The 14,551-nt window shown below is 61.4% G+C and carries 13 protein-coding genes; 7 read left to right on the top strand and 6 right to left on the bottom strand.

Annotation, left to right across the window (positions count from 1 at the left end; genetic code table 11):
• Positions 1-203: 203 nt before the first annotated feature.
• Both VUG52_RS15995 and VUG52_RS16000 read right to left on the bottom strand, forming a co-directional pair.
• Positions 204-1,541: an AAA family ATPase gene (locus VUG52_RS15995; RefSeq protein ID WP_331831746.1), complete on the bottom strand. Its 1,338-nt coding sequence runs from the start codon at positions 1,539-1,541 to the stop codon at positions 204-206.
• Positions 1,538-2,683 carry a DUF262 domain-containing protein gene (locus tag VUG52_RS16000; protein ID WP_331831747.1) on the bottom strand — a complete coding sequence of 382 codons (1,146 nt, stop codon included), beginning with the start codon at positions 2,681-2,683 and terminating at the stop codon, positions 1,538-1,540. The genes VUG52_RS15995 and VUG52_RS16000 overlap by 4 nt, the downstream gene beginning before the upstream one ends.
• Before the next feature lie 434 nt (positions 2,684-3,117).
• On the opposite strand from VUG52_RS16000, the gene VUG52_RS16005 reads away from it, so the two are divergent.
• Positions 3,118-3,465 carry a DUF6124 family protein gene (locus VUG52_RS16005; protein WP_331831748.1) on the top strand — a complete coding sequence of 116 codons (348 nt, stop codon included), beginning with the start codon at positions 3,118-3,120 and terminating at the stop codon, positions 3,463-3,465.
• Positions 3,466-3,741: 276 nt separating this feature from the next.
• On the opposite strand, the gene VUG52_RS16010 is transcribed toward VUG52_RS16005, so the two are convergent.
• Positions 3,742-4,176: a bleomycin resistance protein gene (locus tag VUG52_RS16010; RefSeq protein WP_331831749.1), complete on the bottom strand. Its 435-nt coding sequence runs from the start codon at positions 4,174-4,176 to the stop codon at positions 3,742-3,744.
• Positions 4,177-4,423: 247 nt separating this feature from the next.
• Positions 4,424-4,795 (bottom strand): GFA family protein, encoded by a 372-nt coding sequence (locus VUG52_RS16015; protein ID WP_050705904.1) that lies wholly within the window; start codon positions 4,793-4,795, stop codon positions 4,424-4,426.
• A gap of 165 nt (positions 4,796-4,960) precedes the next feature.
• Between VUG52_RS16015 and VUG52_RS16020 the strand changes: the two genes are divergently transcribed.
• From VUG52_RS16020 to VUG52_RS16045, 6 genes are all read left to right on the top strand, one after another.
• Positions 4,961-5,116 (top strand): hypothetical protein, encoded by a 156-nt coding sequence (locus VUG52_RS16020; RefSeq protein WP_155952705.1) that lies wholly within the window; start codon positions 4,961-4,963, stop codon positions 5,114-5,116.
• Between the two features lie 58 nt (positions 5,117-5,174).
• On the top strand, positions 5,175-5,654 hold the full coding sequence (locus VUG52_RS16025; RefSeq protein WP_050705905.1) for a hypothetical protein: 480 nt from the start codon (positions 5,175-5,177) through the stop codon (positions 5,652-5,654).
• A 230-nt stretch (positions 5,655-5,884) separates the two neighbouring features.
• Positions 5,885-7,387, top strand: coding sequence for a sensor domain-containing diguanylate cyclase (locus VUG52_RS16030; protein ID WP_262952818.1), 1,503 nt, complete (start codon positions 5,885-5,887; stop codon positions 7,385-7,387).
• 210 nt (positions 7,388-7,597) lie between these two features.
• Positions 7,598-8,377, top strand: a complete 780-nt coding sequence (locus VUG52_RS16035) for a DNA/RNA non-specific endonuclease (RefSeq protein ID WP_262952813.1) — start codon at positions 7,598-7,600, stop codon at positions 8,375-8,377.
• Positions 8,378-8,610: 233 nt separating this feature from the next.
• Positions 8,611-8,817: a hypothetical protein gene (locus VUG52_RS16040; protein WP_050705907.1), complete on the top strand. Its 207-nt coding sequence runs from the start codon at positions 8,611-8,613 to the stop codon at positions 8,815-8,817.
• 148 nt (positions 8,818-8,965) lie between these two features.
• Positions 8,966-10,300: an MFS transporter gene (locus VUG52_RS16045; protein ID WP_331831751.1), complete on the top strand. Its 1,335-nt coding sequence runs from the start codon at positions 8,966-8,968 to the stop codon at positions 10,298-10,300.
• A gap of 115 nt (positions 10,301-10,415) precedes the next feature.
• Here VUG52_RS16045 and katG read toward each other — a convergent pair whose 3' ends face one another.
• Together katG and VUG52_RS16055 are read right to left on the bottom strand one after the other, a co-directional pair.
• On the bottom strand, positions 10,416-12,662 hold the full coding sequence (gene katG, locus VUG52_RS16050; RefSeq protein ID WP_331831752.1) for a catalase/peroxidase HPI: 2,247 nt from the start codon (positions 12,660-12,662) through the stop codon (positions 10,416-10,418).
• Positions 12,663-12,978: 316 nt separating this feature from the next.
• Complete coding sequence (locus VUG52_RS16055; RefSeq protein WP_050705910.1) at positions 12,979-14,391, bottom strand: DOPA decarboxylase; 1,413 nt, start codon at positions 14,389-14,391, stop codon at positions 12,979-12,981.
• Between the last annotated feature and the right edge of the window lie 160 nt (positions 14,392-14,551).

A 14,551-nucleotide genomic window follows, 5' to 3' on the forward strand; every position in this document is an offset into this window, starting at 1 on the left:
AAATGTTTCTGTGTCTTGTTGTATGGCAACTTTGACCAACCTGCCAGTTGCCCTGAGCAGTATATTAGCACCAAGGCAACGCCGACAGGTTAAATGTAGAGAGCAAGCAGAGTGAGCGCCTTTAATAACCAGTTCACGCCCCTACAGCCTTGAAAGAGATTGAACTCATGAACAGTCGAACCTGCCAGACACACGCTACCAGGTCAAGCAGTCAAACGAGTAACCAACGATTCACACGCCTGAGCATTTACCCCAAACCATACTTGGAAAGCCCCAACAAGGACATTGTACTCTTTAAGTCCAGCCTTCCTAGCCAACTCTACAAAGTAATCATGATGATCCAAACCCCTTACCGCTTCTAACGCCCTGGAGATTTTGATTCGATTAGACGCAGGGAAGCAGCCCAAAAACTCAGAAATATTGTTATTAACAGCGGTGATCAACTCCTCTTCAGGGGAGTCTTCCCCAGGCAGAAGAAAAGAATAAGCCTTTTCAACCTCACTAAAAACCTTTCCTTTTTTCACCACATCTGCATCATAAACCAACCATATTTTATTTTCATCTATACCACTTACCCTGGCGTGTACCTCCCCCAAGTCAGACTCTCCATTTTCGCAAGAAAACACGAGAAAGTCATGGCGCCAACCTGGGGCCATCTCTTCCAAAATTGACTCCAAAACAAACTTAGCCTTGGCATCCTCAACAAGAAGTATTTTAGCCCATCTTGGCGCAATACCAATATAGTTCAAAATTGATCTATCACCTCGCTCAACGACCAGATCATTAGCAATCTTGCTTACACAGAACGAATATTCATAACCAATTGCATCAAGTATATACGGCGAATGTGTTGCTGCCAGAAACTGGATCGTCCGATGTCGCGAACCTGCTGCACAATCCATAAGCACATGTGAAAGCCTCGTCTGTGCCAATGGACTCAAAAAAGTCTCAGGCTCATCAAGGAGAACGACATTAAATCCCTCTACGGCCTCCATCATCCACACTAACAGTATGGCATAAATCTCCCCATGAGATAGGGACAATGTATCTCGTACTGCTCCCTTTCTTTCAGCAATGCAATACTGAAAACTGCTAGCTTCCTCCGCATACTGCCCCTCTATCGATTCAATTGTAAACACCGACACTCGATCATAGTCAGAGTGTATGAGATAGTTTACACGATCGAGTAGCACCGAGTTAAAATCAAAAGACTCATAAGCCTGGACAAGCTCTTCAAACCCGCCCTGAGCTTTGAGCTGAACCGTTTTCCTTATACTATTCGATACCATTTCCGCAGGACTTAGATAAATCGGAAAGCTATCAGACCTAGCAATAACCATATCAGCAGAAGAATGCGATTCTTCCTCAAGCGCGAAGCGCTTAAGGAGCCGAGTCTTCCCTGCTCCATTTAACCCGCAGAATGTATTAATCAGCGCAAGATCAAAAACCTGATCACTAGGCGAGGAAATTTGAGTAACACCTTTTTGGGGCCTAGTAAATTTTATCTTCCTTCGAAGATCCGAAAGAGCAGCTGCCTTCATACTATCTCCCCCCATCCATGGAGCACAAGTATTTCATAGGCCTCTTCTGTCTGCAGTTCCTTCAGCCTCAAAGACAGCTCGGCGACGGTGTCATCGACACGGCCAAAATCAGAGTCATTTAAAATACGAGCTTTGAAAGCAACATAGTATAAGAAGAACCTCCTAACTATTAAAGACTTCGAGTCATTAACACTTGTACTAAGCCTGTAGGAATACTCTTTAACAAGCCAAGTATCAAGAACCGAGGAAGTACTCATGATTTGATCTCTTAGCCACATTGCATCTTTATAGCTAAGCAAGAATATCTCCACCTGTTCAAGCTCAAGCGAGCTTGACATTTCCGATAGGAATTCTAAAACTGAAAACAGGGATGGCTTGCTAAACTTAAATTTCCCCACATTTTCGATAGCGCCCATCAGAAGCTCTAGCGAGCGCCCCAGACGTGATTCAAGAGTGGAATCAAACGCAACATGCGACCTGTAACGATCGGTGATTTCAGCGTCAGTCATTTTCCTCATCAATGACTTTGCCTCTAATGCGAGCAGAACACGCACTATTACATCATGATATGACAGCCGTGTATTTGAAAAGCCAATAGTATCTCGACCATACCCCAAACCTTCCATGTAATGAACAAGTTTCTTTACCTGCTCCCTCACTCGACCATAGAATGTATTTCTTCTTTCCGCAGAAGTGAGCTTCACACTTTGATTTAGCCTGAAAAACAGTTCAAATGGCTCCGACTCATTATAATCTGTTATATCAAACATTCGAATCGAATAATTCTGAAATCTCTTTTTAACCTGCTCAGGAAGGTCTCTATAAAGCAATCCATGAAGCCCTTCTATTTCATCATTAGCCGGTTGAATCTCGCCATCTATTCTAAACTTATTATTATAAAAATCCATTACAGAAGTCAGACGCTGATGACCGTCAAGAACCGCCTTCTGCAGTTCATCCCCACTCGAAACCACAAAGACCGGCGGCATTTGCCAATTGCGTAATATAGTATCAATTAGCATCTGTTTTTTTTGAACATTCCAGACCTCACCACGCTGAAAGTCCGGCTCTAAATCTATCTCGCTCTCTTCCACCTGAGAAATAATCGTTCTGATTATGGGGTCTTTAGACTCAAGTTTCATTCTTAGTTCAACCCTAGCTAGTAGATCACAAACACCCAATACAACTACTACATCGGCAGGCTTGGCTGTTCATTCTCAATGACGAAAATAGCAGTGTGCCATCATGCTGATTTTTACGCCATATCTGAGAGGTGTTTTCTCTACAGGCGTTAACAAAACCTTGAACCATCTTGTTCACCCAAGTAATATGGAGGATGCCGCTGTCAATCCAGCGACCGGGCGTCGCGGCCCGCAATGCAAAAGGCGCTCAGCGCCCCTCCACCACAATCGCAGGCGCTTTTTTTGTGCCCGCGTTTTGTGCAATGGCGGCTGTGCGTGGGAGACCTTCGGGTCTGCCGGGTTCCTTTTGCCTCGGTCCGCGAACCCGCGTACAGCTGCCACCCTAATCGTTTCGCGGCGATGGTTGGCAGCTCCACCGCAAAAGGAGTTCCGCCATGACCAAGGGAATACCCGACCCACCCTGCTGCGCCCACTACACCTTCGGCACCTGCAACAACCATCACGCCCCGCTCTTCACTGTCCGTCCCGGTGTCTTCGCCGAGGATGCGCTGGTCCACGCCATTCAACTCGTGCAACAGGCCTACCAGGCCACCACCCTCGCCCGTGAAGACGTGCAGGGCGATGCCCGGCGCTTGCTGGGGGGATCGCAATTGTCGCTGGAGATGGTCGAAGCCTTGCTGAACAAAGTGCTGGATGGGCTGGTGCTGCTGCCGAGCAATCCACCTGCGCCTGATCGGCCAGGGCGACGGGAAAAACCGATCAGACGAGAGGATTTCAGCTAGCAGTGGGATACGTGTCTGGCTGGCAGGTCTGTCGCCAGACGCTTTGAAGTGATTGCTTCGAGGTTTGGTGATTGGATTTTTCTCACAGCTCCCTGGGATCTGCATGGGGCCTGATACGGTAGAGCATCGCCGGCAAACCGGCTCCCACAGGTATTCGCTAGTGTTTTGCAACTGCATGGCACCGGCGACGCCGGTGATCGCGGGGCAAGCCCGCTCCCACGTTGGTCTGATAGCGCTGCTCCCTGCGCGACAGCGCAAATGAGCAGGACGCGGGCTCTACCGCAGATTCGACTGTGCCGGACGCTCGCCCATGCGTTGCGCCAGCCTCAGCAGATAACCATCCGGGTCCTGGACCAGAAACTGACGCAGCCCCACCTCGACCGCATCGGCGCGATACCAGACGTCCTCGCACGGCTGGAACAGCGGCCAGCGATGGCGCTCGAGCCGCTCGACCAGCGGCGCGACCGCCCCGACGTCGATCTGCAGGTTGATCCCGCGCCCCAAGGGTTTTTCCAGGGCCCCGGTAAGCCAGTGATCCTCGGCGTCGAACTCCTCGAGCATGACCTGCGCGCCCTGCAGGTCGAGGTAGGCGAAGCGCTGTTCGGGGCGCTGATAGGCAATCTCGAACCCCAGCAGCGAAACCCAGAAATCCAGGCTGCGATCAAGGTCGCTGACAATCAGTTCGGGCACCATCTTGTTACGCTGCAGCATGCGGGTCGTCCTTGAACGGCATGGAAAAGTGGGGGGCATGATACCCCTTATCCAACCTTCCACCATGCCGCCTCACCGGTCTCAAGCCATGCACCAAGGCGGGCAACCATGGCCTGACAGGTTCGGCACGTTGCAACAAATGTAGGAGCGGATTCATCCGCGATGCGCCGCGCGGGCGGCGCTCGATCTCACAGGCGCTGCAAGGCCCTCGCCGAACACCTGTCAGCCTCCCCCCAATCCCCAACCATCACCCAACCTTCCACCAACGCGGCCGACAAGCCCGAAACGAATGCGAACTCGGCCGCAGGGCCTGGTCACCCTTGGCATCGAAGCAGCCCAGCAGCAAGGCCACCGTCGGCGCATCGTCAATGGCCCCGAGGGAACTGCCGCAGGTGGCACAGAACGCACGGCAGGAGCCCTCGGACGAGCGATACAGCGCAGGCAAGCCACCCTCCCCGGTCCAGGCGACCGCCGCCTTGTCGAACTCCACCCAGCACAGGGTCAGGCTGCCGGAATGTCGCTGGCACTGCCCGCACGAGCAGGTATGCGGAAAACGCGGCTCGCCGCTGGCGGCGAAACGGATACGGCCGCACAGGCAGCCACCTTTGTAGAGGGTCATGGGGTTACCTTCCTTGGCTGCCGGGATTGCCGCACAATAGCCAACCTGGCGCCCGACGGCGGCGCAAAAGTGTTACGCCGTGTGGCACCGACCTGCACTGCCTGCGCCACCTGCTACAGTGCGCCCCGCGGCCCTTCCGGCCCCTGCAATGATGGAAACCTGCTGATGGAAAGAATGATCCAGTTCGTGGCCGTGGTGGTGGTCTGCACCCTCATCGGCGTCGCCTGCGAACACTACGAAGTGAACCGCTACCTGAAATGGCTGCTGATGGCCCTGCCGGCGATCCTATGGGTGCGCCTGCGCAATCCACTGCAACGCTGATTCCTCCGCCACGGGTTTGCAGTACACTTCCAGGCCTTACCGTGCCCAAGGCCCCGCCATGCCCCGCCTGCCTCGTCTACTGCTCCCCGTGTTGCTGCTCGGCGCCCTCGCCGCCTGCGACCAGAAACCCAGCCGCGAGGAAAAGATCCTCGCCAACCTGCCCCTGCAGGAAGCCTACGACCACAACATCGAGCGCATGGCCGGGCTCTTGGCCATGACCCATGCGCAGGTGCCCGAGGACAAGATCAAGGACGTGCTGCGCAAGCACCTGACCGTCGACGACCAGCGCCAGGACCTGTTCAGGTTGTACAGCGAGGAGCACTTCAGCGATGCCGAGTTCGACCTCATCACTCAGGCCACCCGCGATCCGGCCAAGGCCAGGGAACTGGGCCAGAGTCAGGAAGGCAAGCGCCTGAGCGAGAAGCTCACCACGCTGATGCGCGAAAGCGCCAGTGACGCCAAGGTCCAGGCACTGGTGCAGGAGCGCATGCAACAGGTCGAGGATGACCTGCGGGCGCTGGAGCAGACTGCGCCCTGAACATGGATAACAAGGAAGGATAATTCCGCGAGTTCCGTGGGAAACCGGAGCCCCCCTTGTGCTCCAACCCTGCAATTGCGCTCAAGCATGGTCCACCTTGCGCCAAGCGCGTAAGGTGCGTTTTCCGCTGTATCCGACGAGGCCAAGGATTGCGATATTTCACCCCGCACGGACCGCGCCCCGACCTGCGCACCCTCATACTCGCCCTTTGCGCCACCACGGCCCTGGTCATGCTGCTGGCCAGCTACTTCGCCAGTTACCGGGTACAACGGCAACTGCTGATAGACAGCGCCCTGGAAGCCAACCGGGCCTATGCCGCCAAGCTGGCCGCCGTGACCGAGACCACCCTGGGCAACGCCCTGCAGCAACTGGCCTACAGCGCCAGGCAATCTGGCCTGCACCCGGACGACGACAGCCTGGTGCAAGCTGAGATCGACCGCTTGCAGCAGCAGGGCAACCTGTTCAACTCCACCTTGCGGATCGACGCCAAGGGGACCTTGCGCGCACTCTCGCCCGCCCCGCTGCAGCACCTGGCCGGGACCCAGGCGTCCTCACCCGGCGCCCTGGAAGCACTGCGCACACGCCACACGCTGATCTCCACGCCTTTCCTGTCGGCGGCCGACAACCTGCTGGTGGTGCTCTCACAACCGATCTTCGACGCCAACGGCAACTACCACGGCTACATCGGCGGCAGCCTCTACCTGCGCGAGCGCAACCTACTCAACAGCCTGCTGGGCACGCACTTCTACCAGAACGGCTCTTACCTCTATGTGGTCGATCGCAACCGCCGACTGCTGTTTCACCCAGACAGCAAACGCGTCGGCACCCTGGTCGGCGACAACGCACTGCTGGACGACCTGCCGAACCTCGACCATGGCACCCGGCGCCTGGTCAACAGCCAGGGCGTCGAGATGCTCGCCGGTTTCGCCACGGTGCCGAGCGCCGGCTGGACCATCGTCGCCCAGCAACCGTTGCGCCAGACCGTAGCTCCGCTGCGCCAGCTGGTCCTCAATGTGGTGGCGATTTCCGCGCCGTTGGCCCTGCTCGGCTGCCTGCTGTTGTACTGGCTGACACAGGTCATCGCCCACCCGCTGCGACAGCTGACCAGCGTCGCCCGGGGCATGGGCCAGCAGCAGACCAGCGAACGTATCCACCAGGTCCGCGCCTGGTATGCCGAGGCCGCCGAGCTCAAGCGCGCACTGCTGTTCGGCGTCAACCTGCTGCAGGAACGTATCGGCCGACTCAATCGTGATGCCCAGACCGACCCGCTGACCGGGCTGGTCAATCGTCGTGGCCTGCAACAGGCACTGCGCCTGCTGCAGGCCGAAAAGCGCGGTTTTGCCGTGGTGGTGTTGGACATCGACCACTTCAAGCGGATCAACGACAGCCACGGCCACGATATCGGCGACCAGGTCCTGCAACAGTTGGCAGGCCTGATGCGTGGGACCTGTCGCGAGGGTGACCTGCTATGCCGCACCGGCGGCGAAGAGTTCCTGATGATGCTACCGGGAGCGAGCCTGGAGGTGGCAACCGCCATCGCCGGTCACCTGCGCCTGAGCGTCGAGCACGCACCTGTCGCGCCTGTTGGCGGCGTCACCATCTCACTGGGCGTAGCCAGCTGGAGCCCCGGCGACGGCAGCGAGCCCAGCGACGCACTGAGCAATGCCGACAGGGCGTTGTATCGGGCCAAACAGAAGGGGCGCAACCGCGTCTGCATCGACAGCCCGGCCTGACAGCCAGATGGCGTTGGCCGTTCGCACCGCACCCTCCCGAAACAATAAACGACTCGTGGGAGCGGGCTTGCCCCGCGATAAGATCGTGAGCGGCACTCCCAGCGCCATCGCATGGCAAGCCCAAGCGCCACACAGGCCCGTTCCCACAAGGCAAGCCTGCCCTCGCAGAGTGCTGTAAGATCCCGCGCTTTTGCTCAAGGAAGACGCGCCATGCGCCGTTTGCTGTTCCTGCTGCTGGCCCTCAGCCTGACCTCCTGCGCCCCGCGCCTGCCCTCGCCGCCCGCGCCCGAACCCGCCACCACGCCGCTCACCCTGCTCGACCACGGCCGCTTCCAGCTCTGGTACGACTGCCTGCGCGGCGAGCCGCATCGTTTCCAGTTCACCCTCGGCCAAGACCAGGGGCACCTGCAGCGCATCGACAACTTCCGTGTCGACCACGGCCTGCCTGAAGGCTGCAAGGGCCAGCGCTCGGCCAAGGCCTATTCGATCCCCAAGGGCTACCATCGCGGCCACCTGGCGGCCAACAATCATTTCGACGACGACCGCGCGGCGATGGATGCCTCCAACCTGATGAGCAACATCGTCCCGCAACTGGCTTCGCACAACAGCCGCACGTGGTACCAGACCGAGCTGCTCACCGAGTGCTACCGCGACCTGCACCCGGTGACGGTGATCGGTGGCGTGGTGTTCGGTCATGCCGGCGCTGCGCTGGATAACGACGCCTTCGTCACGTCCCACGGCATCGCCACGCCCGAGGTGTTCTGGAAGGTCCTGCTGACCGAGAATGACCAGGGCCAGCCCCAGGTCATCGCCTGGTGGATCCCGCACCAGGCCGGGCTGGGCACCGACCTCGACCCGTATCTGCGCAGCGTTGGTGAAATCGAGAGGTTGCTCGGTCCTGACGAGCTGCCGATCGATGTTCCCGAGTCGCTCAAGGACCTGCGCGCATCGCACACCTGGCCGCTACCTGCACGTTGCGATCGGGAATGACCGCAACCTGTTCCTTGAAGATCATCGCCCCGGTCTCGTTCATCCAGCGGGCCTAGTGTCCTGTCTCGGAAATACGTTCTCTTTTGGCGGCGTCTTGGGCGCCCGGCCGGCGTTGCCAAAAGAGAACGTATTTCCGAGACAGGACACTAGCGTTTTTCCAACCCGGTACACGAAGGTACCGAAGCTCTCGACCAAGGACGTTCCCGTGTCACAGAACCACCGCCTGCAAGGCCATGCGCAGCTCCCCCGCCTTGCAAAGCCGGCTGCCCCCGCTGACGGTGACCTCCGACTTCAAACAGCTGGCGCAACTGGTCGAGCGCCAATGCTGGCAGACCACCTATCCACCCGTGCCCGAAGGCTTGTTCGAGAATGACCAGGTCGAGGTGATCGCCCCCCTGGTACTGATGCCTCACGTGCCGAGATCGTTTGTGCGGCCATGAGGTCGAGGGGGCGGTGCTAACGGATAACCGGAGGTCGCCCCCGACAAAGCCTCCTCGCCCTGCCGCTTGTCTACTGGCCGCAGAACAACGACGGCGCGCCCCGAGCGCGTCGCATTCGTCCAGGCTGCCAGAGCAACGGAGAGCATCCATGTCCATCCCCCATGAGGTCCCACCCGCCACCTTGCGGCGGGTGATCGCCGCCTCGGCCATCGGCAACTTCGTCGAATGGTTCGACTTCGCTGTCTACGGCTTTCTCGCCACCCTGATCGCCAGCCAGTTCTTCGCCAGCGAAGACGCAGGTGTGGCCCTGCTCAAGACCTTCGCCGTGTTCGCCGTGGCCTTCGCCCTGCGCCCGCTGGGTGGCATCGTGTTCGGCGCGCTGGGCGACCGGCTCGGACGCAAGCGCATCCTGTCGCTGACCATCCTACTGATGGCCGGTTCCACCACCCTGATCGGCCTGCTGCCGACCTACGCCAGCATCGGCGTGCTGGCCCCGGTGCTGCTCACCCTCGCCCGCTGCCTGCAGGGGTTTTCCGCGGGCGGCGAATATGCCGGCGCCTGCGCCTACCTGATGGAGCACGCGCCACGGGGCCGGCGGGCGTTCTACGGCAGCTTCGTGCCGGTCTCGACATTCAGCGCCTTCGCCTGCGCGGCGGTCATCGCCTACGGCCTGGAGGCCAGCCTCACGCCCGAGGCGATGAATGCCTGGGGCTGGCGCGTGCCGTTCCTGGTGGCCGCGCCCCTGGGCCTGGTGGGCCTGTACCTGCGCTGGCGCATGGAGGAGACCCCGGCGTTTCGCCAGGCGCTGGCCGAAGGCAAGGCCCACGCGCACTCACCGCTGGGCGACACCCTACGCCACCACGGCCGCACCATCCGCAACCTCGGCGCGTTCATCTCGCTGACGGCGCTGTCGTTCTACATGTTCACCACCTACTTCGCCACCTACCTGCAGACGGTCGGCCACCTCAGCCGCGCCCAGGCGCTGCTGGTCTCGACCGTGGCCCTGCTGTTCGCCGCTGCCGGCTGCCCGCTGGCGGGGGCCTTCAGCGACCGTGTCGGCCGGCGCCGGACCATCGGCTTCACCTGCCTGTGGGTGATGCTCGCGGTGTTCCCCGCCTACTGGCTGGCCAGTTCCGGTTCGCTGTCGGGAGCCTTGCTGGGGGTGATCCTGCTGGCCATCGGCGCACTGATGAGCGGCGTGGTCACCGCCGCGCTGCTGTCGGAATGTTTCCCCACCCGCAGCCGCTACACCGCCTCGGCGATCACCTACAACGTCGCCTACACCCTGTTCGGCGGCACCGCGCCGCTGGTGGCGACCTGGCTGATCGAACAGAGCGGCAGCCGCCTGGCACCGGCCTTCTACCTGGTGGTGATTGCCTTGCTGGCGTTGGTGGGCGGGTTGGCCTTGCCGGAGACCTCGCAGGCTTCATTGCATGAGGGCACTCCAGGCAGCGACCAGCCTGGGGTATCCCAAGACCTGTAGGTGATAGCCCTGGGGCTTCTCGTGGGAGCGGGCTTGCCCCGCGATGATGGCCATCAACCGTTCAGGCCTCATCGCGGGGCAAGCCCGCTCCCACAAACATCTCCCACGCCTTTCCTCAGGTCAGGTCGAACCTGTCCAGTTCCATGACCTTCACCCACGCCGCCACGAAGTCCTTGACGAACTTGTCCTTGGCATCGCTGCTGCCATACACCTCGCTCAGGGCACGCAGCTGCGCATGGGAGCCGAACACCAGGTCGACCCGGCTGGCGGTCCATTTCGGCTGGCCGGTCTTGCGGTCACGGCCTTCGAACGCCTCGTTGTCCGCCGAGGTCGGCTTCCACTCCACGCCCATGTCCAGCAGGTTGCGGAAGAAGTCGTTGCTGAGCACGCCGACCTTGTCGGTGAACACGCCGTCCTTGCTGCCGCCATGGTTGGCGCCGAGCACCCGCAGGCCGCCGATCAGCACGGTAAGCTCCGGCGCGGTGAGGGTCAGCAGCTGGGCCTTGTCCAGCAGCAGCTTCTCGGCCTTGACGCTGTAGCGGGCCTTGCTGAAGTTGCGGAAACCGTCGGCCAGCGGCTCGAGCACGGCGAACGACTCGACGTCGGTCTGCTCCTGCGAGGCATCCACGCGCCCCGGATGGAACGGCACGCTGATGTTGTGCCCGGCATCCTTGGCGGCCTTCTCCACCGCCGCGCTGCCGGCCAGCACGATCAGGTCGGCCAGGGAGATCTTGTTACCGCCCTCGCTGCGAATCTTCTCCAGTGCCGTCAGCACCTTGTCCAGGCCCTGGTTCGCCGTCCAGCCGTTCTGCGGAGCCAGGCGCAACCGCGCGCCGTTGGCGCCACCGCGCTTGTCGGAACCGCGGAAGGTCGAGGCCGAGGCCCAGGCGGCGGAAACCAGTTCCGAAACACTCAGCCCCGAAGCCAGCACCTTGGCCTTGAGCGCGGTGATATCGGCATCGCTCGGCTGAGGGCCGGCCTTGGGCAGCGGGTCCTGCCACAGCAGTTCCTCGTTGGGCATTTCCGGCCCGAGGTAGCGGGCCAGCGGGCCCATGTCACGGTGGATCAGCTTGTACCAGGCGCGGGCGAAAGCGTCGGCGAGCTGGTCGGGGTTGTCCTTGAAGCGCCGGGCGATGGGTTCGTAGATGGGGTCGAAACGCAGCGCCAGGTCGGAGGTGAGCATCGATGGCGCGTGCTTCTTGCCGGGGTCATGGGCATCGGGCACGGTCCCTGCTCCCTTGCCATCCTTCGGCCGCCACTGGTGGGCACCGGCCGGGCTCTTGGTCAGCTCCCACTCGAAGTTGAACAGGTTGTTGAGGTACTCATTGCTCCACTTCGTCGGGGTCGAGGTCCAGATCACTTCCAGGCCGCTGGTGATGGTGTCGCCGCCCTTGCCGGTACCGAATTTGTTGTGCCAGCCAAAGCCCTGCTGCTCCAGGCCCGCCGCTTCCGGCTCGGCGCCGACATTGTCGGCGGGGCCGGCACCGTGGGTCTTGCCGAAGGCGTGGCCACCGGCGATCAGCGCCACGGTCTCTTCATCGTTCATGGCCATGCGGCCGAAGGTCTCGCGGATGTCCTTGCCCGAGGCGACCGGATCGGGGTTGCCCTCCGGGCCTTCCGGGTTCACATAGATCAGGCCCATCTGCACGGCGGCCAGCGGGTTCTCCAGGTTGCGCTCGGCCGACAGGTCGCGGTTCTGTTCTTCGCCATGCTTGGCGGGCTCGGCCACCAGGTCACCCTGGCCGGGTGGCTGGGCCTTGGCCTGGTCCTTGCCGTAGCGGGTGTCACCGCCGAGCCAGACCTTCTCCGACCCCCAGTACACGTCTTCGTCCGGCTCCCACACATCGGCGCGGCCACCGGAGAAGCCGAAGGTCTTGAAGCCCATGGATTCGAGGGCGACGTTGCCGGTGAGCACGATCAGGTCGGCCCAGGAGATCTTGTTGCCGTACTTCTGCTTGATCGGCCACAGCAGGCGCCGGGCCTTGTCCAGGCTGACGTTGTCCGGCCAGCTGTTGAGCGGGGCGAAGCGCTGCTGGCCGGAGCCTGCGCCGCCACGGCCGTCGCCGATACGGTAGGTGCCGGCGCTGTGCCAGGCCATGCGAATGAACAACGGGCCATAGTGGCCGAAGTCGGCCGGCCACCAGTCCTGGGAGTCGGTCATCAAGGCGGTCAGGTCTTTTTTCAGGGCCTGGAAGTCGAGGCTCTTGAACGCCTTGGCGTAGTCGAAGTCCGGGTCCATGGGGTCGGACTTGCTGGAGTGCTGGTGGAGGATCTTCAGGTTGAGCTGGTCAGGCCACCAGTCACGGTTGCTGGTGCCGCCACCGGCGGTCTGATGGAACGGGCATTTCGATTCGTTCGCCATCTGCTTCTACCTTTTGGGTCGGTTCAATTCAGATTTCCGGGCGTTCTTGTATTTTCGCTGCCAGGTGTTGGAACAGACGCGCCCGAAAGCGCGCCACTCCTCATCAGTTGTGACCGGGCACGCCTGTGCACCGGCTTTTTGCGGAACCAGCAGAAAGACTAGTCGAGCCTGGGCAGAGGTCTAATAGAGGCGCTATTGGGGAGTAATAGCCTCGCTCTGTCAGCCTTGCTGAACGTATCGCGGGGCAAGCCCGCCCCCACAAATACGTGGGAGCGGGCTTGCCCCGCGACAGGGTCCAGCGCTTGCGTTTGCCGCGTTACTCGGCCACCACCGCCTGCAACCGGGTCCACAGTCGCTCGACATGTTCGCGCTCGGTCGGCAGCGCCCCCACCGACACCCGCACCATCCAGCGCCCGTCGAGGGTCGCCGGGGTCACGTAGGCATCGCCCGAGGCGTTGAGGCGCTCGGCCCAGGCGCGGGTGTGGGCATCCAGCGCCTCGCCTTCGAGGCCCGCCTGGCGATGACGGATGCACAGGGTCTGCAACTGCACCGGCGCCAGTACTTCCCACTGTGGTGCCGACTCGATTTGGGCGGCCAGCCAGCGGGCGTTTTCCAGGTCGCGGCGCAGGCGTTGCTGCAGGGCTTCGACCCCTTCGCTGCGCAGCATGAACCACAGTTTCAGCGCCCGGAACCGGCGGCCCAGGGGGATGCCCCAGTCGCGCAGGTTCTTCACCTCGCCATCGACCGCAGACTGCAGGTAGCTGGGGTTGGTGCTCATCACCCGGATCAGGTGCTGCGGATCGCGCACGTAGTAGATCGAGCAGTCGAAGGCCACGCCCAGCCATTTGTGGGCGTTGACCACCACCGAGTCGGCCAGCTCGATGCCGTCCCACATCCAGCGGCATTCCGGGAGGATCATCGCCGAGCCGGCCATGGCCGAGTCCACGTGCAGCCACAGCTGGTTGGCCTGGGCGATCTCGCCGATCGGGCGCAGCGGGTCCAGCGCGGTGGTGGTGGTGGTGCCGGTGGTGGCGACCACGGCGCAGGGCTGGTTGCCGGCGGCCAGGTCCTGTTCGATGGCTTCGCGCAGTGCCTCAGGACGCATGGCGTAGCGCGCGTCGGTGGGGATCAGGCGGATGTTGTCGCGGCCGAAACCGGCCAGCAGCGCGGCCTTGTCCACCGAGCTGTGGGCGTGGGCGCTGACATAGACGATCAACGGTTTGGCCTGGGCCTGCAGGCCGCCGTGCACCTGGGCGTGGTCAGTGGCGCGCTCGCGGGCGCTGATCAGCGCAACCAGGGTGCTGGTCGAGGCGGTGTCCTGGATCACCCCGCTCCACTGCCCGCTCAGGCCCAGCAGCTGACGCAGCCAGTCGAGGGTGGTTTCCTCCAGCTCGCTCAGGGCCGGGCTGGACTGCCAGGACAGGCCGAGCACGCCCAGGCCGGTGCTGAGGAAGTCGCCGAGCACCGATGACAGGGTGCCGTTGGAGGGGAAGTAGCCGTAGAAGTCCGGGTGCTGCCAGTGGGACAGGCCCGGCATCACCAGCTTGTCGACGTCGGCGAGGATGGCTTCGAACGGCTCGCCCTGCTGCGGCGCGCCCTGAGGCAAGGCGGCCTTGAGGTAGCCCGGCTGGACCTGGGCCATGACCGGACGCTCGCCGACGGTCTGGCGGTAGTCGGCGATCAGGTCGATCAGTTGGTGACCGTACTGGCGAAACTCTTCTGGGGTCATGCGCGTTCTCCTGAGAGGTGTCCGCTGCCTGTTCCGGCCCTTTCGCGGGGCAAGCCCGCTCCTACAGGGACCGCGCAATCCTGTGGGAGCGGGCTTGCCCCGCGAAAGGGCCGGCACAGGCAACACAATGCCCGCAGTCTAGGCGCCTGCCGGCCTGCGA

Origin of the sequence: Pseudomonas sp. LH21, assembly GCF_036549575.1 — a bacterium.
In the GTDB taxonomy this organism is placed as follows: domain Bacteria; phylum Pseudomonadota; class Gammaproteobacteria; order Pseudomonadales; family Pseudomonadaceae; genus Aquipseudomonas; species Aquipseudomonas peradeniyensis.